Source organism: Candidatus Delongbacteria bacterium, from assembly GCA_020634015.1.
In the GTDB taxonomy this organism is placed as follows: Bacteria; CAIWAD01; CAIWAD01; order CAIWAD01; family CAIWAD01; genus JACKCN01.
On the sequence record JACKCN010000004.1, the window covers coordinates 33,816 to 52,789 of the forward strand.

Genomic DNA, 18,974 nt, shown 5'->3' on the forward strand with positions numbered 1-18,974 from the left:
CTGCAGCATGCGCGCATCGTGGATCACGAGATTCTTTTCGAGCGAGGCACCCAGTGCCCAGACCGGTGGCCTGCTCTCCGAGCGGGCTTTGCGTGGCGCCCTTGATACCCGTCTGGACGTCCGTCGTTTCCGCGGCACGGGCGCTCTGGCCCAGGCCTCGACCTGGGTTCTGGGTGGTCGCCGAGCCACGGTGGAACTGGCTGCGGGCGAACTGAGCGCCCAGCTTGGTTGCCTGTCGCACAGCCCACAGACTCCCCTCCCCCTGGTTCTTGAACTTCTGCCCGGCCTGGCGCCCGGCACGCGCGGTGACGGTCTGGCCCGTGCGATCGCACGGCTGCGCAGCCTTGACATCATCGTGCTGCAGCCCAGCGCGCCCGAGGAACTGCTGCCGCTGGCCCTGCTGGCGCGCCGGCTGAGCGAGGAGCTGCTGCGTCCCGTGGCCCTCGTGAGTGACATCAGCCTGGATGGCGAGGGCCATTTCAGCCTGTCCAGCCCTCTCGTGGGCACCAGCGACTGGGAGGCACTGCTGAGCTGGGTGGGCCGGACCAGCGAGACCGTTGACTGCATCCTGCCTTCCCAGAAAGTGCTCTTCGGTACCCGCCGGCTTCGTCTGCCCAGTCTGATCGATGACTCACACCCGCGCGGCATGTCCGTGCAGTCCGAACTGCGCGCATCGTCGCGCGCGGGTCTGCAGCACGCCACGTTGTTCAACGCCGGACGTGATGCGCGCATCGGCCAGCTGGAAAAGGAACTGGCCGGTCTGGCCGGGTGGGCCTTCATGCTGGAACCCCAGGCACTGAGCGGATCCACCATCGTGGCCCGGGGTGCCCTGGCGGGCCGTTGCAGACGTCTGCTGGCCCAGGGCAGCGTGCGCGAACTGAGCCTTGTCTGCCTGCGTCGCCTGCACCCGCTGGCGGCCAATTGCCAGCCTGCTGCCCTGCCAAGACCACTGACCCTGCTGGAAGACAGCGACCCCGATCTGGCTCTGCCGGCCACTCTGGTGGGAGCCGCCAACCTGCATGTGCTCTGTCCCGAAGCGGGTGCGGCACTCAATGCGGGCGATCTGCTGGCCGTGTCACGTGCACTGGCCGACGGCCGCAAGGGCATCCTGCACACGGGCCTTGATTTCGTTGCCGCACACACGGAGTCGCCGCGTGAAGAACTGCGTGCCGAAAGCCTGCGTGACGCCTGGCCCGCGGTCATGGGAGACCGACTGGTTCCCGGAGCTGCGCCCAAGGCCGGTGCGGCCCGTCTCAATCTGGCCCTGCTGGCGGGCGGAGAATCGGCCTTTGATGAATTGATGCCCACTCTGCTGCCCCTGCTGGAAGGTCTGGGCGGCAGTCTGCAGGCCCTGCGGTCGATTCCCGCCGGAGGAGACCGGGGTCTGGTGCTCTGGAGACTGCACTGGTCAGCCAGTCCCGAATGGCTGCTGCCCGATCCGGACGCGCCTGCGGACCTGGTGGTCCTGCTGGATGAGCGCTCGGCCCGCGAATTGCCTGCCCGGGTCCTGGCTCCGGCCAGCACCCTGTTGCTGAGGATCCCACGGGCCAGTCTGGCCACGGGACGCCGCATCGAGCAGGAACTGAGCCCCGCCGCCCTGGATCACGAGGGTCCGCTGCGCGCCCTGCTGGCCGCTTCGGGGCACAGCGGACTCGAGACCCTTTGCGGTGGTCTGCTGGCGGCCGTGTACGCACTGCTGCAGCGCACGCCCGAGAAGGACCTGGAGTCGGAACTGCGCGAGCGCCCCGCGCTGAAAACGGGGTTCAACTCGCTGGTGCAGCCCGAACGTGAGCTGCTGCCCGCACGCAGCCCGGATACCTTGCCCGGACAGGCTCACGCGGCACTGCTTGGACGGTTGAGCACCACCGCGGCGCCCCTGGACGATCCCCTGCTGCCCTCCCTGCTGGATGCGGGAAATGGCCTCAGCGTGGACCCGCTCAGCCTCAGCGGTCTGCTGCCCCCGCGCAGCGGTCGCCTGCGTCGCGAGCACCGGCGTCCCGACCTGCCCCGGCTGACTCCCGCGTTGTGTACATCCTGCGGCGATTGCTGGAGCCTGTGTCCTGAAGGCGCGCTGCCCCTGCGCCTGCTCGAGCCGGGCGACCTGCTGGATGCCGTGCTGGGCGCGGCGCGTGCCACGGGCCAGCCCCTTGCCACTCTGGAAGCCCAGCGCCGCGCGCTGCAGACCCGCTTCCAGACGGTTCTGGGCGCCAGCTCGGCCGATCACGATGCCCGTGCCGTGCTGTCGCGCAGCCTGGATGCCTTGCTGAACGAACACCCCGAGGATGCCTTGCGCGCCGAAGTACGCACGGCCCAGGCCGAACTGGCCGTGCTGCCTCTGGTGAACTGGAGCCGCAAGCCCGGCGTGTTGCTGGCCATCGGCGTGGACGCCGACGCCTGCAAGGGGTGCTCACTCTGCGCGCGTGCCTGTGAGACGGGTGCCCTCGAGATGGCGGGCTGGAATGCGGTGCGTGAAGCGGCGGGCAAGGAATGGAGCGCCTTCCAGCGCCTGGCCGCCACCCGGCGTGACCTGCTGCCGGTGGGCGAGGCCTCGCGCGCCCATCCCGAAGATCTGCTGCTGGATTCGGAAGCCACCGAAGCCTTCGGCCCCGGCGACGAGAGCCCCGCGGGCAACACGGCCCGCAGCGTGTTGCGTGTCTGGGCCGGCATGGCCCAGGCGCTGGGCCGCCAGCGTCAGCAGGCCCTGGAAACCGAACTGGCCGGTCTGGCCGCCGATCTGCGCATACGCCTGCAGACCGAGCTGAGCCCGCAGGTCAGTGATCCCGCGGCGCTCAAGGCCTTGCTGGAGTCCCACGACGGCGAGCTGGATCTGGGGTCCCTGCTGGGGCAGGCCGGAGTCAGCAAGGCCCCGCTCGATCCCGAGCGTCTGGCGCGTCTGGCCGGTCTTGCCAGCGACCTTGACAACTGGATCACGGAACTGGACAACGGAGCCGGTGGACTGGGTGCGCGTCTTGCACTGTGCCTGCCCGGCCGCGCTCTGGATCTCAACTGGCCATGGAACCCCTCGGCCCTGCCCACGCTGGTCCTCGACCGGGGCAGTCTGGCCGACCAGGCTCTCGGGATGGCCCAGGCCATCGCCCAGGAACACGCTTCAAGGATTCGTCTGCGCAAACTGGCCGCGCTCAGTCTGTCCGGTCGGTATCAGGCCAGCGTGCATGGTCCCTGGTTCCGCCAGTTCAGCCCCGACCAGCTGGGCGAGGAAGACTGGGCCAGTTGCCCGCCCCTGCTGCTGGCCGTGGAGTCCGGTGCCATGGGCGGCGGCAGCCTGGATGCCTGGCGCGCCCTGCTGGGCGGACCGGTGCCCGTGAAACTGCTGGTGCTGTGTGACGCCGGTGATCCCGATGCCCTGGCACTGGCCGGGCTCAGCGGCAAGAGCCTGCCCGCCTTCAGTGGCAGTCACGCCGATTTGACCCACCTGCGCGAAGGTCTGCTGGACGGATTGGACGCCGCGGGCCCCGCGATCGCCAGTGTGTTCTGCAGTCGCCTGCCGCTGGTGACACAGGCCACCGCGGGCAGCACCTCGGCCCTTGATCTGGCCCGGATGGCCTTCGCCCACGGCCTCTGGCCCCACTATCGCTTCAATCCCGCCTGGGGAGCCGGGCCGCACGAAAGCCTGCGCCTGCACCCGGAGCAGCCCGCCGCCACCCAGCCGCTTGAGCTGCGCGAAGCGCCCGCAGGATTCGAACTGGATTCCCCGGTGACACTGGCGCATCTTCAGGTGCTGGAAGGTGCCTGGCCCGAGCGCTTCCACACCTGGGATCACGTGCGTGGCGAGGGGGGCCTGGAAGCCCAGCCCCTGGCCGAGTGGCTGGAACTGGACGCCGCCGACCGGGCTCTCAGTCTGCCGCTGGTCAAGGCGGGTGAGACTGGCCAGCTGAAGACGCTGGTTCCCACGGCCAGTCTGGTTCGCGCGTGTGAAACAGTCGGATCGCGCTGGCAGGAGCTGCTGGATCTGGCCCGGCGGGACCTGCGTCCCGTGGATGCCGAAGCCCTGCGTCACGAAGGCAGTCGTGAAACCGAAGCCACCTTGCTGGCCACCCTGAGTCAGTCCTTGCTGCAGCTGGCCAACACCCCGGCACCACCGGAAGGAGAGGCTTCCTGATGCCCGCCGGTTTGAAGACCTTCAGTCACGGCATACACCCGCCGGAAGCCAAGGAGCTGACCGCAAGCAGCCCCGTGCGGCGCATGCCCTTTCCGCCGATGCTGGTGATTCTCATGGGCCAGCATGCGGGAAAACCCGCCGTGCCCGTGGTGAGCGAAGGACAGCGTGTGGCACGCGGCCAGTTGCTGGCCCGCGCCGACGGGTTCATCAGCGCCCCGATCCACGCCCCCGCCGATGGCACCGTACGCCGCATCGGCACGGCTCTGGACACTCGCGGCCAGATGGCTCCCGCTGTGTTCCTCGAGCCCGATCCCGCCAGCAGCCAGTCGCTCAAGATGGGGCGCCAGGTGGACGTGGCCAGTCTGACGGCAGAGCAATTGCGCCAGGCCGTGCAGGACATGGGCATGGTCGGACTGGGCGGAGCCGCCTTTCCGACCCACGTCAAACTGAGTCCGCCCAAGGGCAAGACCGTGCATACCCTGATCATCAATGGCTGCGAGTGCGAACCCTATCTCACGAGCGACCATCGTGTGATGCTCGAGTACCCCGAAGAGACCATCGCGGGCTGCCGCCTGTTGTTGAAGGCCACGGGTGCCAGCAAGGCCCTGATCGGCATCGAGAACAACAAGCCCGACGCCATCGCCGCGCTCAGGGAGGCGGCCAGTGGTGACACAGACATCGAGGTGCAGGCCCTGCGCACCAAGTACCCCCAGGGTGCCGAGAAAATGCTGACCCGGGCCCTGCTGGGAAAGGACATCCCCAGCGGGGGCCTGCCTGCCGACATCGGCGTGGTGGTGTCCAACGTGGCCACTGTGGCCGAGATCGGCATGCTGCTGCCCCTTGGTGAAGGCCTGATCGAGCGGGTGGTCACCATCAGCGGAGAAGGCGTGACACGCCCGGGCAACTATCTGATCCCCGTGGGGACCCCGCTGAACTTCATTCTGGAACACGTGGGCCTGGAGTCGCACGCCGGCCAGGTGATCTTCGGCGGCCCCATGATGGGTGCCGGAGTGGCCTGGATGGAAACTCCGACCACCAAGGGCGTGACCGGCATCGTGGTGCTGCGCCGTCGTGCCAGCCAGGACGCGGAACGCCCGATCTGGCCCTGCATCCGCTGCTCGTCGTGTGTGCAGGCCTGCCCGATTCACCTCAACCCGTCCCGACTGGGACTGCTGGCCCGCAAGGGCCGCCATGAAGAAATGAAGGAGGAGATGCACCTCTTCGATTGTTTCGAATGCGGTTGCTGCTCGTATGTCTGCCCCTCGGGCATTCCCCTGGTGCAGCAGTTCCGCATGGCCAAGCAGATGCTGCGCGAAGCGGCTCAGGCGGCCCCACGATGAGCGGCTGGCTGCGCATGGAACTGCGCACCTCGCCGCACGTGCAGCGGGGACTGGCCGTGGACGCGATCATGCGCCAGGTGATTCTGGCGCTGGTGCCCGCGCTGGCTCTGGGCGTGTACAGTTTTGGCCTCTCGGCCCTGTTGCTGGTTCTCACCTGTTCGCTGGGCGCGCTGGCCACCGAAGCCTGGGTCAACCGACTGCGTCGCGAACCCTCGAGCCTGGGCGATGGCAGTGCCCTGCTCACCGGTCTGCTGCTGGCCATGACCCTGCCGCCCTCCTTCCCGCTCTGGATGGCCCTGATCGGTACCATCGTGGCGGTCGGTCTGGGCAAGGGACTCTTCGGCGGGCTGGGACACAACGTGTTCAATCCGGCACTGGTGGGACGTGCCTTCCTGCAGGCGGCCTTTCCTGCGGCGATCACCAGCTGGAGCAACCCCTTCCGTCCCGACCGTTTCCTGCAGCTGCCTGAAAGCACCCTGGGCCTGCCCTTCACCCGGATGGTGCCCGACACCTTCACGGGTGCCACGCCCCTCTCGGCGCTGAAATTCGATCATCTGGCCACCCCCGCGGGCGACCTCTTCATGGGCCAGATTCCCGGTTCCCTCGGGGAAACCGGTGCCGTTCTGATCCTGCTGGGCGGGCTGTATCTGGCGCTGCGCGGGCTGCTGGACTGGAAGATTCCCGTGGGCATGCTGGGCAGCGTGGCCCTGCTCAGCGCCGTGCTGCATGCCGTGAATTCGGCGCTTCCCGGGCCGCTGTTCATGCTGGGCGCGGGCGGACTGATGCTGGGCGCGGTCTTCATGGCCACCGACATGGTCACCTCCCCGGTGACGCCGCTGGGCACCTGGATCTACGCGGTGGCGATCGGTGGGCTGGTGGTGGTGATCCGTGTCTGGGGTGGTCTGCCCGAAGGCGTGATGTACGCCATTCTGCTGGGCAACTCCCTGACTCCACTGCTGAACAAGCTGACCCAGCCCCGGATCTATGGCGGAGGGAAAGCCGCATGAGCGACTCCGTGACACAGGCTGCTGTGGCCGCCCCCAGCCAGAACAGCACGAAGATGATTCTGACCCTGGGGCTGGTGGCCACCATCTCGGGTGCCCTGATCGTGGGCAGCTGGCAGCTGACACTTGAAAAGATCAAGGCCAACCGGCGCGAGCAGTTGCGCCAGGCCGTGCTGCAGGTGCTGCCCGACGCGCATACCGTCGTGACCTTCGTTCAGGACGGCGAGACACTGGTTCCCACAAGCGGGGATGTGGCCCCCGGCCAACGCCGCTGGTTCGCCGGGTACACGGACGAGGGCGGCCTGGCGGGCATTGCCATCGAGGCCTCGGGCATGGGCTTTGCCGACCTGATCCGCGTGATCTATGGCTACGATCCGGTCAGCGAGACCGTGATCGGCTACACGGTGCTCGAAAGCAAGGAAACCCCGGGCCTGGGCGACCGAATCCAGAGCGACCCCGATTTCCTGGCCAACTTTCTGGGACTGGATGTGACACTCGATCCGTCGGGCAATGACCTGGCCAATCCGCTGCAGGTGGTCAAGAAGGGCCAGAAGAAATCGCCCTGGCAGATCGATGCGATCACGGGGGCCACCATCAGCAGCAAGGCCATCGGGCGCATGCTGCTGGCCTCGACCAAGGGCGAACTGCCCATGCTGAAACGCAACCTTGAGCGGCTCTCGCAGCCCCCAGCCGCGGGAGGCAGGCCATGAGCGCCAGCAACAGCGAGGAATTCCTCAAGGGCTTCTGGAAAGAGAACCCGATTTTCGTCTACCTGCTGGGCATGTGTCCCACGCTGGCGGTCTCCAATTCCGTGATCAACAGCGTCTCGATGGGGCTGGCCACCACCTTCGTGCTGGTGATGTCCAGCACCTTGATTTCCATGCTGCGCAAGGTCATTCCCAGCCAGGTGCGCATCGCGGCCTACATCATGATCATCGCCACCTTCGTGACCGTGGTGGACTATGTGATCCAGGCGATCAGTCTGGACCTGTACAAGGCACTGGGTGCCTTCATTTCGCTGATCGTGGTCAACTGCATCATCCTGGGGCGCGCCGAGAGTTTCGCCTCGCGCAATCCCGTCTGGCCCTCGATCCTGGACGCGTTGGGCTCCGGGCTGGGCTTCACCTTCGCGATCTTCCTGATGGGCATGATCCGGGAGCTGCTGGGCAATGGCAGTTTCGCGGGCATCGACGTGTTCGGCCCCTCCTTCGAGCCCTGGATCGTGATGATTCTGCCCGGTGGCGGTTTCTTCGTGCTGGGCGCTTTGCTGCTGGGAGTCAACGCCATCAATACTCGCCGCCGGAGGGTACGCCCATGAATGAGCAGAGCCTGGGCTTCATCTTTCTCTCGGCCGCCATCATCAACAACTTCGTGCTGGCCTGGTTTCTGGGCATCTGCCCCTTCCTGGGGGTGTCGGGCAAGCTCGAGACCGCCACCCGGATGGGCATCGCGGTGACCTTCGTGATGCTGATCTCCAGCGCCAGCGCCTGGGCCCTCAACCTGCTGCTGGGTGCCCTGGGGGCCGAGTACCTCCGCTTGATCTCCTTCATTGCGGTGATCGCGTCCTCGGTGCAGCTGGTGGAAATGCTGCTCAAGAAATACAGCCCGGCCCTGTTCAAGGCGCTGGGCATTTACCTGCCGCTGATCACGACCAATTGCGCGATCCTTGCGGTGGCCCTGTTCCAGACCAACCGCGAATACAGCCTGGTGCAGTCGCTGGTCTTCGCGCTGGGTGCCGGCGGTGGGTTCACCCTGGCCCTTGTGCTGATGTCCGGACTGCGGGAAGAACTGGAACTTGCCGATGTGCCAAGTCTGGTCAAGGGCACAGCCCTGACCTTGATGATTGCCGGCGTGCTGTCCCTGTCGTTCATGGGATTCGCCGGGCTGGGGGGAGAATGAGTGTGCTGCGCCTGCTGCTGAGCATGCTGGCCATATTTGGGATGGGTGCCCTGTTCGCCTGGAGTCTGGCCCGGCGTGAAGCCGGACGTGCGGGCATGGCCTGCGACGAAGGCTGCGGCGGCTGCTCACATCACTGTCACGAAAGGACCGAAGGCCATGGTTGAGAAGAAGCGAATCACGCTGCCAGAACACATCACGGAACTGGTCAGTGATTCCGGCGAAGGCGCCCAGAAGGCATCGGTGGCCTTCGGCAAGGCCAGCGCGCTGATGGGAAACGGGCTCTGGACCGTGGAAGTGATTCCCGCGGAAATCCAGCCGCCACCGCACACGGTGGGTGCCACCTCGGGCAACCGGATCCGCATGGGCAATCGCCCCATGACCAACACGGGTGACCGGGCCGACTGCGTGGTGGCCTTCAACGAAATGGCCCTGCTGGGCCGCATGCAGACCGGAATGCTCAAGAACGATGTGCTTGTGCTGATCGACAGTCTCTGGGCCGACCATCCGATCCACGCCAAGTCCTACAAGGAGGTGCTCGACGAGGTGCGCGCCCGGGGCGGGACGGTGGTGGAAGTGCCCTTCGAAACGGAGACCACCAAGGTGCTCGAGGATCCCAAGCGCGGCAAGAACATGTTCGCGCTGGGGGTGTGGTCACGGCTCTACATGCGTGACCTGCAGCTGGTGAAGGATTGTGTCACCGAGCTCTTCGGCAAGAAGGGCAAGAAGGTGCTGGAACCCAATCTGCAGCTGGTGCAGATGGGCTGGGACTGGGGCGAGGAGAATCTGCCCATCGAGTTCGAGATCCTCACCATGGAAGACAAGCGGCCGATGATCGCCATGAACGGCAACACGGCGATCGCGCTGGGTGCCGTGGCCGCGGGCTTCGAACTGTGCTCGATGTATCCGATCACGCCCGCCACCAGCGCCAGCCACGCGCTGGCCGATTTCTTCGAGGACTTCGGCGGCTTCGTGCATCAGGCTGAAGACGAAATCGCCGCCATCGGTGTGGCGGTGGGCGCGTCCTACGCGGGCCGCACCGCACTGACCATCACCAGCGGCCCCGGCATGGCGCTCAAGACCGAGTTCCAGGGCCTGGCCGTGATGATCGAAGTGCCGCTGGTCATCGTCAACGTGCAGCGCGGTGGACCGTCCACGGGCCTGCCCACCAAGATCGAGCAGAGCGACCTGCTGCATGCGCTGTATGCCGCGCCCGGCGACGCCCCCAAGATCGTGCTGGCTCCGGCCAGCATCGAGGACTGCTTTCACGTGATGATCACGGCCCGCAAGCTGGCCGAAGAATTCCGCAGCGTGGTGATCGTGCTCACCGACGCCAACCTGGCCACCGGCCAGCAGCTCTTCGACCGTCCGCAACTCTCGACCGAGAGCCTGCCGCCACCGCTGGACTTCAGCCCGGTGGCCCCGGAAGACAAGGACCCGTATGCCTGGGATCCCGTCACGGGCCTCTCGAAGCGGTTCATCCCCGGCCAGCCGGGCGGTGAGTCCGTCGTCACCGGACTGAATCACGGCCGCAAGGGCGGTGTGACCCACGACGAGGAAAGCAACGAGCAGGGCCATGCCATGCGCAGCCGCAAGCTGGCCACGCTGTTCAGCGCACTCAAGCCGCCGGTGCCCTATGGCGACGACGAGGGCGACCTGCTGCTGGTCTGCTGGGGCAGCACCAAGGGCGCCATCGAGGAAGCCGTGGACCGCATGCGCGGTCAGGGCGCGTCGGTCAGCAGCCTGTTCCTGGCCTTCCTCAGTCCACTGCAGCCCGGGCTGAAGGCCATCTTCTCGCGCTACCGCAAGGTGATGACCGTGGAACTGAACTACAGCGACAAGAAGACCGACCCGCTGATCACCCCCGAGAACCGGCGTTACAGCCAGTTGGCCACTGTGTTGCGTGCCGCCACCCTGGTGGACGTCGACTGCTGGTCACGCGTGCCCGGGCGGCCCCTGATGCCCAGTGAGATCTGCGAGGTGATCGCGCAGGAACTGGCCCCTGAAACCGTTTCGGCCTGAGGCCGCGTCAGAAAGGATTGATCATGTCCACCACATTTCTGGACGAGCTGCTTGAGACCGAATGCGAGGTCAAGGAGTACGAGCTCGAGGATTACGAATCGAATACACCGCGCTGGTGCAAGGGCTGCGGCGACCACGGCATTCTGAGTTCGGTGCAGCGCCTGCTGCGCGACCGCCAGATCGCCCCCGAGAACGTGGTCTGCGTCAGCGGCATCGGCTGCTCCAGCCGCTTCCCGCACTACCTGAAGACCTATGGCTTCCACAGTCTGCACGGCCGTGCGCTGCCCGTGTCCACGGGCGTCAAGCTCTCCCGGCCCGACCTGCATGTACTGACCGTGATGGGCGACGGCGACTGCTTTTCCATTGGTGGCAACCACTGGCTGCACGCCATTCGCTACAACATCGACCTGACGGTGCTGGTCTTTGACAACGGGATCTACGCCCTGACCAAGAAGCAGGCCTCGCCGACCTCGCCGATGGGCCAACTCAGCAACACCAGCCCGCGTGGTTCCTATCTGGAAGCGCTGAATCCCCTGACCGTGATTCTGGGTATCACCAATTGCAGTTTCCTGGCCCAGTCGGCCACCTGGCTGCCCGGCCACCTGGATGCCACCATCCAGAAAGCCTGGGATCACAAGGGCCTGTCCTTCGTGCGCATCCTGCAGAAATGCCCCGTGTACATGCCCAAGAGCTTCGGCGGCGACGGCAGCGACTTCCCGGCTGTGTTTTTGCAGCACGAGAAGGGCATTTCCATCGACAAGGGCCTGCTGCGCAATGCCCGGGCGGTGGAACACGATCCCTCGGACATCCACGGGGCCCGCGAGATCGCCCAGAACACCGAGCAGGCGCCCTTCGGGCTGCTGTACCACAACCGGGCGATCCAGACCTATGACGATGTGCGCCATGGCCATGTGACCAAGCTGAACGGCGCGGATCGCATCGCGGCCCTGGACCGCATGCTGGACGGCTTCGCCGTGAAACTGAACCTGGACTGAGCACGGCGCAACGACGCGCGATGAAGTTGTACCAAGACAGACGCCAGGGATTCACCCAGTGAATCCCCAACGCGAGTCACACCGTGATTCGCGCACACAAACGGGAAGCACCCATGGACAATCAGCTTGCACTCCGCATCGATGCGGACTGGGCCATTCGGGAAGAACGCCTGCAGCAGCGGGTGAACCAGGCGGCCGACTGGCTGCGTGACATCCTTGCCGTGGAACGACACCACAGCGAGGGACATGAGAAAGGAAAGCTGAAGGCGGCCCTGGGTACGTTCGGCGGCGGGGTGCTCGATTCTGGTGCCATGAGCGAGGTGCTGGGGCGGGTGGCTGGCAGTCACGTCCAGGACCCGGCCCGGATCGGCCGGATCACCAGTCTGCTGGGTCGCCTGGAAGCCGTCCAGTCGGACTGGAACGGTGCCGTGGGGGGCCCGGTGACACTGCCCATGGACGGCGGTGCCACACCTGCCCTCGAGCAGGCGGCCGCGTCACTGGACCGGCTGGCGTCCGTGTTCGCCGCGCTGCGTCAGGCCGCCATGGAGCGTCATGGCCGCTATCGTGAGGAACTGCACCGGCAGTTCTTCGACTCGTTCAATCGCACTCATCTGGACAGCAGCGAACTGGCACTGTGCCCGCCCCTGCTGGCCCTGGTTCCCGCCTCGGGAGCCAAGGTGCTGGGCACCGTGATGGAGCTGCTGGGCAGCGGACTGCCCGTGAAGGTCCTGCTGCTCTCAAGCCTGCCGCGCCTGGGCAGCGACTCCCGCTTGCCGGGGCTGGAAGTGGAACTGCTTCCCTTGACCCTCCAGACCGTCTTCGTGATCCAGTGCACGCGCGCCTGCAGTCAATTCGACACACTGCTGGGCGCCGCGCTGGCCAGTCCGCGCGCGGCACTGGTCTCGCTGGTCTGGGGTGCCACGGGTGATGCGCAGTTCAATGCGCGGGCAAACCAGGCCGTGGTGGCGCGCGAGTTTCCGGTCTTCGCCTACGACCCCGACCGCAGTGAGCGTTTCGTTGAACGGCTGTCCCTGGATGGCAATCCCGATCTGGATGCCGCCTGGGCACGCGTGGAACTGCATCACCGCGACGCCTCGAACCAACCCCTGCTCAGCGAAGCCCGGATGACCTGTGGCGAGTATCACGCGGGCGATGTGGACGCCGATTCCCGCTTCACGACCCTTGAAGAAGAACATCGCGGACGCCATCTCTCCGAATGGTTCGGTCTGGATGCCACCGAGCGCAAGCGCACGATTCCCTTTGTCTACCGCGTGCGCCAGGACCGCCTGAGTCGCGTGGTTCCCGACCGCGAACTGCTGGCCCATTGCGTGCGACGGGCCCAGGTCTGGGAAACCCTGCGCGAACTGGCCGGTGTGCACAATCCGCATGTGGAACACGCCGAACGCAGCGCCGGTGAACGCATGCGCGCCGAACGCGATGCCAGTCTGGCTGAGGCGCGTCAGGAACTGCAGCGCACCCTCGAGGCCGAAAAGCAGGCCGCCGTGGAACTGGCGATGCAGAACCTGGCCCGCCAACTGCTTGGACTGGGCAGTGGCGCCCTGCTGGGCGGTCTGTCGGCAGCCGGCAAGAGTCCGGCAACCGCCGCCCCCGCTGCCAGTGCCTCCGCGCCGACGCCCGGTGCCGCCGAGCCCGAACCCCAGGTTTCCAGTGATGAATTCTGGCTGGATACTCCGCTCTGCACGGCGTGTGACGAATGCACCTCGATCAATCCCGCGATCTTCGCCTACAACAAGAACAAGCAGGCAGTGATCATCAACCCCACGGGCGGTCCCTTCAAGGACATCGTCAAGGCGGCGGAGAAATGCAGCGCGAAGATCATCCATCCGGGCAAGCCCCATGATCCCACGGAAAAGGGCCTGGACAAGCTGATCGAGCGCGCCAGCAAGTTCAACTGAGTTCTGGAGGTGGCCATGGAGAAGAGCAAGGTCCGGGTGCACGGTTCCAAGGGCGGCGGCGCCTGCTGGCTCGTGGGCTGGATGTTCACCATCGGCTATGTGGGACTGAGTTTCTGGCAGGGCGTGCTGGCCATGGTGATCTGGCCCTGGTATCTGGGCCGCGCGCTGTCCGCCCTGCTGACCGCCAGCGGCGGGTGAGCACACGCATCCTGAAGACGACGTCGATTGCCCCGGGGACCCCTCCGGGGCAATTTCATTCTGCCTCTGTCCGGCCAATGTCCGGAACCAGCCCCGGAGGCTTGTCGTAAGGGCAGGACACAGCTGAATCAGGAGATGCACATGATGCGAACACTCATCGCCATTGGAGCCCTGGCCTGCCTGCTTGCGATCGGCTTCAGGATGACCCAGGCAGCCAGCACCGAAGCCATCGTGCTGCAGGCACCGCCCGCGCGCCTCGAGAACCCTTCCGCACTGGATGAGGCGGCCTGGGCTGCCAGGCTCAACGACCAGGCATTCGCGGTGCTGCGCAAGAGCGCCACCGAGAAGCCCTTCGGCAACAACTTCAATGACGAGCATCGGCCCGGGGTGTTCTACTGCGCCGGTTGCGGGCAGGAACTGTTCCGCTCAGGACAGAAGTTCGATTCGGGCACGGGCTGGCCCAGTTTCTGGAATCCGGCGGAGAAGGGCGCGGTCGAGATGCGCGAGGACCGCAAGTGGGGCATCAAGCGCACCGAAGTGCATTGCAGCCACTGCCTGGGCCATCTGGGGCATGTCTTTGACGACGGACCGGCCCCCACGGGCATGCGCTACTGCATCAACGGCGCCGCCATGTGCTTTCTGCCATCGGCCCGGGGAACCGCGCCTTCCACACCTGTGAAGTGATGCCTCTCTCGGTCGGCACCGGTGGCCCTGACCTCAGTGCCGGTCTCCGATCGAGTCACGATCGGGCGTTCCTCCCGCCCTGTGATGCAGAACCCGCCTTCCGGCGGGTTCTGTGCGTCTCGTGGATCAGGGATGGTTTCAGTCCGCCAGGGGGCGCTCGGGACCGGACAGTTCCAGCAGGGTCAGTTCGGGGGAGAGTGGCAGTCGCATGGGTGGACCCCAGCTGCCGGTGCCCCGGCTGAGATACAGCCAGAAGTCCTCGCGCGGTGAAGACAGCCCCATGCGCACGGGGTAGGCGCGGGAGGTCAGAAAGCCAAAGGGAAAGATCTGACCGCCGTGGGTATGGCCCGAGAGCTGCAGCTCCATCAGGCCGGCACTGCTCTCGGGCAGGATCGGCTGGTGCTTGAGCAGGATCCTGAAGTCCGTGGCCGGCAGACTGGCGAGAAGACCCTGTTCCAGATCCATGGCCTTTGGCCCGCGACCGATGAAGGTGGGGTCATCGATTCCGGCCACACTCAGGCCCGGAAGAATCTGGACTGCTTCGCCGCGCAGCAGCCGGAACCCTGCCGCTTCAATGGTGCTGCGCCCGGCATCCGGGTTGGAGTACGCTTCGTGATTGCCGGTGACCGCGAACTTGCCCAGCGGGGCGTGCAGGTCGGCCAGGATCGCTGCCTGTGCCTGCAGCAGCGCCGAAGGGCCGTCGACCAGATCACCCGTACACAGAATCAGGTCCGGCTCCAGGGCCCGGGCCGTGTCAGCGACCCGTTGAATGCGTGCGTCGCTGCTGAGCAGGCCAAGGTGCAGGTCCGAGATCTGCAAAACACGCAGCGGCCGTTCCAGACCGGCCAGTTTCGGGTGCTGCAGTGGCACACGGACCACAGTCAACCCCCGGGCAATGATGAAGGCCCCGACTCCCGCCAGCAAGGCCAGACCCAGGGCCCAGCGATTGACCAGCAGAGGATTGAAGGCGATGGATGCTGCACCTGAACGTGTGACAAGGAACGCGATCAGGCGCAGCACGTCCGCCAGCAGAAAACAACTGAAGAGCAGAAAGGCCAGGCCCATCCAGGTGAATGCGATCCAGCCAAGAATCTGGGACACCCTCAACTGCCCCTGATGCAGGGCCAGATGGCTCAGCAAGGGCAGTGGCACCAGCACCAGAAAGGCCACCAGCAACCAGAGCGGCGAGCCCAGCAGGGGCGCCAGCCGTTTGTAGATGTACAGATGTTCGGCGCCGTAGAGGCTCAGAAAAATCGTGAAGAAGACCAGCATCCTGACCATGATCCTTTCTTGCTGCCGGAAGATCCGGACTCGTGCCGGGTGCCGCAGCCCTGAAGGTTTTCCGGAGCACCCGGGTTTTGACATACTCAAGGACCGGGAGCACGCGCTCTGAGCGAGATGAACACAAAGGAACGAGCATGCAGCGCAAGACCAGCCAGCGGGCGGCCATTGAAGAAAGCCTGCGAACCGCCGACCGTCCCTTGAGCCTTGAAGAGTTGCTGGAGCAGGCGCGCCAGCAGGCGCCCGGCCTGGGCATTGCCACCGTATACCGCAATCTCAAACGCCTGGTGGAAGAGGGAGCCGTGATACCCGTGCTGCTGCCCGATGAACCCTCGCGTTACGAGCTGGCGGGCAAGGGGCACCATCACCATTTCCGCTGCCGTCTCTGCCATCGAGTCTTTGACATCAAGGCCTGTCCCGGCGAACTGGGACGACTGGTCCCCGAGGGGTTCCGCCTGGAAGCCCATGAAATCCTGTTGTTCGGCTTGTGTCGAGCCTGTGCCTGACCCCACCTTGTGCGCTTGATGATAATGAATTACCATCAGTGTTCCCGTCAGGCTCTGGCCACGGGAAACTGGGCAGTCAGCGGCAAGGAGCAGGCATGAGCAAGGGGCACAGCGTTCACGAGATTCCCGTTCCGTCTGCGGAGCCGCTGAACGACCATCGGGTCTGCCTGCAGCAGCGCGAACGCCGGATCAATTGGGATCGGCTGGGCATGCTGGCCTCGCTGGCCTGCGGCATTCACTGTCTTGCACTGCCCGTGGCCATGCCCCTCTTGCTGGCCAGCGGCTGGGAGTTCGTGGCCGAACCCTGGTTCGAACTGTTGATCAGTCTCTCGATCTTCGTCATCGCCTTGCGCACCCTGCGCACCCGCTGGCACCGCGGACCTCTGGATCCGATCTCGCTGGGATTGCTGGCGGGATTGGGGCTGTTGCTGGCAGGAAATCTGCACTCCCTCTTCGGCAATCATGCCCACCATCACCGGGGATTCGAGCTGGATGTGCACATGCTGATTCCGGCCGGCGCCCTGCTGATTGCTCTCTGCAACGGCCTGGACTGGTGGAAAGCCCGCCACCAGGGCTGCGCCCACAACCACGGCTGATTCCTGACCCTGGACCGATCCCAAGCAAAAACCCTTTCGAACGAGCCTGGGCTCGACCGAAAGGGTTCTGGGACAGTCTGCGCTGGAGCCGGAAAACCTATTTGGTTTCCTTGAACTGCACATGCTTGCGCAGCACGGGGTCGTACTTGCGAAGCTCAAGCCGGGCGGGATGATTGCGCTTGTTCTTGGTGGTGGTATAGGTGTAGGGGCTCTCGGTGGAGCGCATCTTGATCATTTCACGAGGCTGGGCCTTGGCCATCGGTCGAGTCTCCGCTTTGCTTGCCTGATCTGGAGTTCTCCAGATGGAAACGCCGAGTTTACGATTCCGCGATGTCCTATGCAAAGTCAGCCCGGACAACAATTCCGGAAAAATGCTCGCAAGTGCGGAACCTGTGTTGACACAAGTTGTTCAAACAGATATCATCGGGGCATGAAAGACAAAGAGACGCTCGCATCGCTGCTGAAAGGGGAAATCCAGCAATCCCGCCCCTTCAGAAGTATCGAAGAAGCCCTGCTGCTGAGCCTGATGCGCACCACCGAAGCACTGATCAACGCTCTGGTGCAGCTGCTCAAGGTCGAGGGACTGAGTCAGCCCCAGTACAATGTGCTGCGCATCCTGCGCGGAGCCGGGGAGCAGGGGCGCTCCTGCAGCGAGATCGGCGAACGGCTGGTGGCCCGGGTGCCCGACATCACCCGCCTGCTGGATCGGCTGGAAGCCCGGGATCTGATCCGGCGCGAACGCTCGCTCAAGGATCGCCGGGTGATGACCAGCTGGATCACGCCCAAGGCCCTCGAGATCCTGACGCGACTGGACGGCCCGATGCACGAGATGCTGAGCAACAGTTTTGCCGGAATGGACGAGCTGGCCCGCGAGCAGCTTCTGGAACACAGCGAGACTCTTCGCAGTCTCTTGAACGCACGCAACACACAGTCAAAATGAGTCAACGGAGGACGTTCATGACCGCCTTTCGCACCCTTGTCGCCACTGCCCTGCTGGGCGTCAGCACCACCATGGCTTTCGCGGCCGAGAGCTATACCATTGACGGTGCCCACACCTTTCTGACCTTCAGCGTCAATCACCTGGGCTTTTCCAATTCCCAGGGACGCTTCGCCGAGCTGAGCGGTACCGGCCAGTGGGACGCGGCCAATGCGGCCAATTGCTCGCTGGAGCTGACCATCAAGACCGCCAGCATCAGCACCGACAACAAGAAGCGTGACGATCACCTGCGCAGCGCCGACTTCTTTGACGCCGCCCAGTTTCCCGAGATCACCTTCAAGACCAAGTCCTTCAAGTCCACCGGGACGGACAGCTGGGATGTCACCGGCACGCTGGACATGCACGGCGTGAAGAAGGAGCTGACGATTCCCGTGGTCAAGATCGGCGAGGGCGACACCCCCTGGGGTGCCCATGTGATCGGTTTTGACGCGAAGTTCTCGATTGACCGCACCGACTTCGGCATCAACTACATGCCCGACGGCCTGGGCAAGGTTGTGCCCATGCACCTGAGCATGGAAGCCATCCGCAACTAAGGCATCCCACATGCTGCTCTATCTTCTGCTGGGTGCCGTGCTGCCCCTGCTGACCGGACTGCTGATTCCTTTCGCCCCGGGTGCCGCCAGGCACCCGGGGTCGGATTCGAAGACCGAGCTGCGCGAAGCCGCCCTCTGGGTCGGGCTGGCCGCGGTGGTTTTCGGTCTGGGGCACTGGGCCCTCAACGGCGGCTGGCAGCTCTGGCCATCGGACGTGAAACACTGGATGGTCCACCTGGCCCTGCTGGGTGCGTTGCTGGCCTGGCTGCCCCTGAAAGTGGCCGGCCATGTGTCGATTCTGTTCTCTCTGGCTGCGTTGCCCGTTCTTGCGCGGCCCTACATCATGCATACCTGGCAAAGTCCCTGGAACTGGCTTGCGCCCGTGTTGGCCTGTCTGTTCCTGCTGGGCTGGACCTTCCGCTTCTCCCGAGAACCGACCGCCGGCGAGGACTCAGCGGATCCTCGTCTGGCCAGTCTGCGTTCATTGCTGCCTGCCGCCCTCGCGGCCAGCGTGGCCGCAGCCGTGGTGGCGCTCTCGGGCAGCGTGAAAGTCGGGCAGCAGATTGGAGTGCTGGCCGCCTTGGTCGGCGGTCTGGTGTTCGCGTCGGCGCTTTTGCGCCGCAACGCGGTGCATGTGGGGCGTTGGCTCTTCACGCTGCTCTTCTTGCCCCAGCTCTGGATCGCCCATCTCTATGCACGCCTGCCGCTCTGGATGGCCCTGATTCTGGCTTTGGTTCCCCTGTTGCGGTCGGCCTTCCCGCCCGCCAGCACTCTGGGGCAGGAACTCCGGCGCCAGATCCCGGGAGTGGCATTGCTGGCCTTCGTGCTGGTGGCCGCGCTGCTGGCGTTCCGGGCCGCCTCGATGGCTCCGCCCTACTGAGACGAT

At 65.3% G+C, this 18,974-nt stretch carries 19 protein-coding genes; 17 read left to right on the forward strand and 2 right to left on the reverse strand.

Annotation, left to right across the window (positions count from 1 at the left end; translation table 11 throughout):
- The first annotated feature begins 7 nt into the window (after window positions 1-7).
- From H6678_08860 to msrB, 12 genes are all read left to right on the forward strand, one after another.
- Entirely contained in the window at window positions 8-4,120 is a 4,113-nt protein-coding gene (locus tag H6678_08860; protein MCB9473906.1) for a hypothetical protein, read from the forward strand.
- On the forward strand, window positions 4,120-5,460 hold the full coding sequence (gene rsxC / locus H6678_08865) for an electron transport complex subunit RsxC (GenBank protein ID MCB9473907.1): 1,341 nt from the start codon (window positions 4,120-4,122) through the stop codon (window positions 5,458-5,460). Before H6678_08860 ends, rsxC begins: the two co-directional genes overlap by 1 nt.
- Window positions 5,457-6,467, forward strand: a complete 1,011-nt coding sequence (locus H6678_08870; protein MCB9473908.1) for an RnfABCDGE type electron transport complex subunit D — start codon at window positions 5,457-5,459, stop codon at window positions 6,465-6,467. Before rsxC ends, H6678_08870 begins: the two co-directional genes overlap by 4 nt.
- The gene (locus H6678_08875) at window positions 6,464-7,174 is read left to right on the forward strand and encodes an FMN-binding protein (GenBank protein ID MCB9473909.1); all 711 of its coding nucleotides are present in this window, start codon (window positions 6,464-6,466) and stop codon (window positions 7,172-7,174) included. Before H6678_08870 ends, H6678_08875 begins: the two co-directional genes overlap by 4 nt.
- Window positions 7,171-7,782 (forward strand): electron transport complex subunit E, encoded by a 612-nt coding sequence (locus tag H6678_08880; GenBank protein ID MCB9473910.1) that lies wholly within the window; start codon window positions 7,171-7,173, stop codon window positions 7,780-7,782. Before H6678_08875 ends, H6678_08880 begins: the two co-directional genes overlap by 4 nt.
- Window positions 7,779-8,363 (forward strand): RnfABCDGE type electron transport complex subunit A, encoded by a 585-nt coding sequence (locus H6678_08885; protein MCB9473911.1) that lies wholly within the window; start codon window positions 7,779-7,781, stop codon window positions 8,361-8,363. Before H6678_08880 ends, H6678_08885 begins: the two co-directional genes overlap by 4 nt.
- Window positions 8,360-8,527, forward strand: a complete 168-nt coding sequence (locus H6678_08890) for a hypothetical protein (protein ID MCB9473912.1) — start codon at window positions 8,360-8,362, stop codon at window positions 8,525-8,527. The genes H6678_08885 and H6678_08890 overlap by 4 nt, the downstream gene beginning before the upstream one ends.
- Window positions 8,520-10,382, forward strand: a complete 1,863-nt coding sequence (locus tag H6678_08895; protein MCB9473913.1) for a 2-oxoacid:acceptor oxidoreductase subunit alpha — start codon at window positions 8,520-8,522, stop codon at window positions 10,380-10,382. The genes H6678_08890 and H6678_08895 overlap by 8 nt, the downstream gene beginning before the upstream one ends.
- A gap of 23 nt (window positions 10,383-10,405) precedes the next feature.
- Entirely contained in the window at window positions 10,406-11,377 is a 972-nt protein-coding gene (locus H6678_08900; protein MCB9473914.1) for a 2-oxoglutarate oxidoreductase, read from the forward strand.
- A gap of 113 nt (window positions 11,378-11,490) precedes the next feature.
- Window positions 11,491-13,293: a ferredoxin gene (locus tag H6678_08905; GenBank protein ID MCB9473915.1), complete on the forward strand. Its 1,803-nt coding sequence runs from the start codon at window positions 11,491-11,493 to the stop codon at window positions 13,291-13,293.
- 15 nt (window positions 13,294-13,308) lie between these two features.
- On the forward strand, window positions 13,309-13,491 hold the full coding sequence (locus H6678_08910; protein MCB9473916.1) for a hypothetical protein: 183 nt from the start codon (window positions 13,309-13,311) through the stop codon (window positions 13,489-13,491).
- Between the two features lie 135 nt (window positions 13,492-13,626).
- On the forward strand, window positions 13,627-14,175 hold the full coding sequence (msrB, locus tag H6678_08915) for a peptide-methionine (R)-S-oxide reductase MsrB (protein ID MCB9473917.1): 549 nt from the start codon (window positions 13,627-13,629) through the stop codon (window positions 14,173-14,175).
- 138 nt (window positions 14,176-14,313) lie between these two features.
- On the opposite strand, the gene H6678_08920 is transcribed toward msrB, so the two are convergent.
- Complete coding sequence (locus H6678_08920) at window positions 14,314-15,456, reverse strand: metallophosphoesterase (protein MCB9473918.1); 1,143 nt, start codon at window positions 15,454-15,456, stop codon at window positions 14,314-14,316.
- A 137-nt stretch (window positions 15,457-15,593) separates the two neighbouring features.
- Here H6678_08920 and H6678_08925 point away from each other — a divergent pair, with 137 nt between their 5' ends.
- Together H6678_08925 and H6678_08930 are read left to right on the forward strand one after the other, a co-directional pair.
- A complete protein-coding gene (locus tag H6678_08925; GenBank protein MCB9473919.1) occupies window positions 15,594-15,962 on the forward strand; it encodes a transcriptional repressor in 369 nt (122 codons plus the stop codon).
- Between the two features lie 95 nt (window positions 15,963-16,057).
- Entirely contained in the window at window positions 16,058-16,558 is a 501-nt protein-coding gene (locus H6678_08930; protein ID MCB9473920.1) for a MerC domain-containing protein, read from the forward strand.
- Between the two features lie 97 nt (window positions 16,559-16,655).
- Here H6678_08930 and rpmG read toward each other — a convergent pair whose 3' ends face one another.
- The gene (gene rpmG / locus H6678_08935) at window positions 16,656-16,817 is read right to left on the reverse strand and encodes a 50S ribosomal protein L33 (GenBank protein MCB9473921.1); all 162 of its coding nucleotides are present in this window, start codon (window positions 16,815-16,817) and stop codon (window positions 16,656-16,658) included.
- 171 nt (window positions 16,818-16,988) lie between these two features.
- On the opposite strand from rpmG, the gene H6678_08940 reads away from it, so the two are divergent.
- The 3 genes from H6678_08940 to H6678_08950 are packed head-to-tail and all read left to right on the forward strand — an operon-like array spanning window position 16,989 to window position 18,968.
- Entirely contained in the window at window positions 16,989-17,498 is a 510-nt protein-coding gene (locus tag H6678_08940; GenBank protein MCB9473922.1) for a MarR family transcriptional regulator, read from the forward strand.
- Window positions 17,499-17,515: 17 nt separating this feature from the next.
- A complete protein-coding gene (locus H6678_08945; protein MCB9473923.1) occupies window positions 17,516-18,088 on the forward strand; it encodes a YceI family protein in 573 nt (190 codons plus the stop codon).
- Between the two features lie 10 nt (window positions 18,089-18,098).
- Window positions 18,099-18,968: a hypothetical protein gene (locus tag H6678_08950; protein ID MCB9473924.1), complete on the forward strand. Its 870-nt coding sequence runs from the start codon at window positions 18,099-18,101 to the stop codon at window positions 18,966-18,968.
- Window positions 18,969-18,974: the final 6 nt, after the last annotated feature.

Coding starts and splice junctions, on each gene's coding strand:
- H6678_08860 (MCB9473906.1), top strand. CDS start 8: ATGCGCGCATCGTGGATCACGAGATTCTTTTCGAGCGAGGCACCCAGT.
- rsxC (MCB9473907.1), top strand. CDS start 4,120: ATGCCCGCCGGTTTGAAGACCTTCAGTCACGGCATACACCCGCCGGAA.
- H6678_08870 (MCB9473908.1), top strand. CDS start 5,457: ATGAGCGGCTGGCTGCGCATGGAACTGCGCACCTCGCCGCACGTGCAG.
- H6678_08875 (MCB9473909.1), top strand. CDS start 6,464: ATGAGCGACTCCGTGACACAGGCTGCTGTGGCCGCCCCCAGCCAGAAC.
- H6678_08880 (MCB9473910.1), top strand. CDS start 7,171: ATGAGCGCCAGCAACAGCGAGGAATTCCTCAAGGGCTTCTGGAAAGAG.
- H6678_08885 (MCB9473911.1), top strand. CDS start 7,779: ATGAATGAGCAGAGCCTGGGCTTCATCTTTCTCTCGGCCGCCATCATC.
- H6678_08890 (MCB9473912.1), top strand. CDS start 8,360: ATGAGTGTGCTGCGCCTGCTGCTGAGCATGCTGGCCATATTTGGGATG.
- H6678_08895 (MCB9473913.1), top strand. CDS start 8,520: ATGGTTGAGAAGAAGCGAATCACGCTGCCAGAACACATCACGGAACTG.
- H6678_08900 (MCB9473914.1), top strand. CDS start 10,406: ATGTCCACCACATTTCTGGACGAGCTGCTTGAGACCGAATGCGAGGTC.
- H6678_08905 (MCB9473915.1), top strand. CDS start 11,491: ATGGACAATCAGCTTGCACTCCGCATCGATGCGGACTGGGCCATTCGG.
- H6678_08910 (MCB9473916.1), top strand. CDS start 13,309: ATGGAGAAGAGCAAGGTCCGGGTGCACGGTTCCAAGGGCGGCGGCGCC.
- msrB (MCB9473917.1), top strand. CDS start 13,627: ATGCACATGATGCGAACACTCATCGCCATTGGAGCCCTGGCCTGCCTG.
- H6678_08920 (MCB9473918.1), bottom strand. CDS start 15,456: ATGGTCAGGATGCTGGTCTTCTTCACGATTTTTCTGAGCCTCTACGGC.
- H6678_08925 (MCB9473919.1), top strand. CDS start 15,594: ATGCAGCGCAAGACCAGCCAGCGGGCGGCCATTGAAGAAAGCCTGCGA.
- H6678_08930 (MCB9473920.1), top strand. CDS start 16,058: ATGAGCAAGGGGCACAGCGTTCACGAGATTCCCGTTCCGTCTGCGGAG.
- rpmG (MCB9473921.1), bottom strand. CDS start 16,817: ATGGCCAAGGCCCAGCCTCGTGAAATGATCAAGATGCGCTCCACCGAG.
- H6678_08940 (MCB9473922.1), top strand. CDS start 16,989: ATGAAAGACAAAGAGACGCTCGCATCGCTGCTGAAAGGGGAAATCCAG.
- H6678_08945 (MCB9473923.1), top strand. CDS start 17,516: ATGACCGCCTTTCGCACCCTTGTCGCCACTGCCCTGCTGGGCGTCAGC.
- H6678_08950 (MCB9473924.1), top strand. CDS start 18,099: ATGCTGCTCTATCTTCTGCTGGGTGCCGTGCTGCCCCTGCTGACCGGA.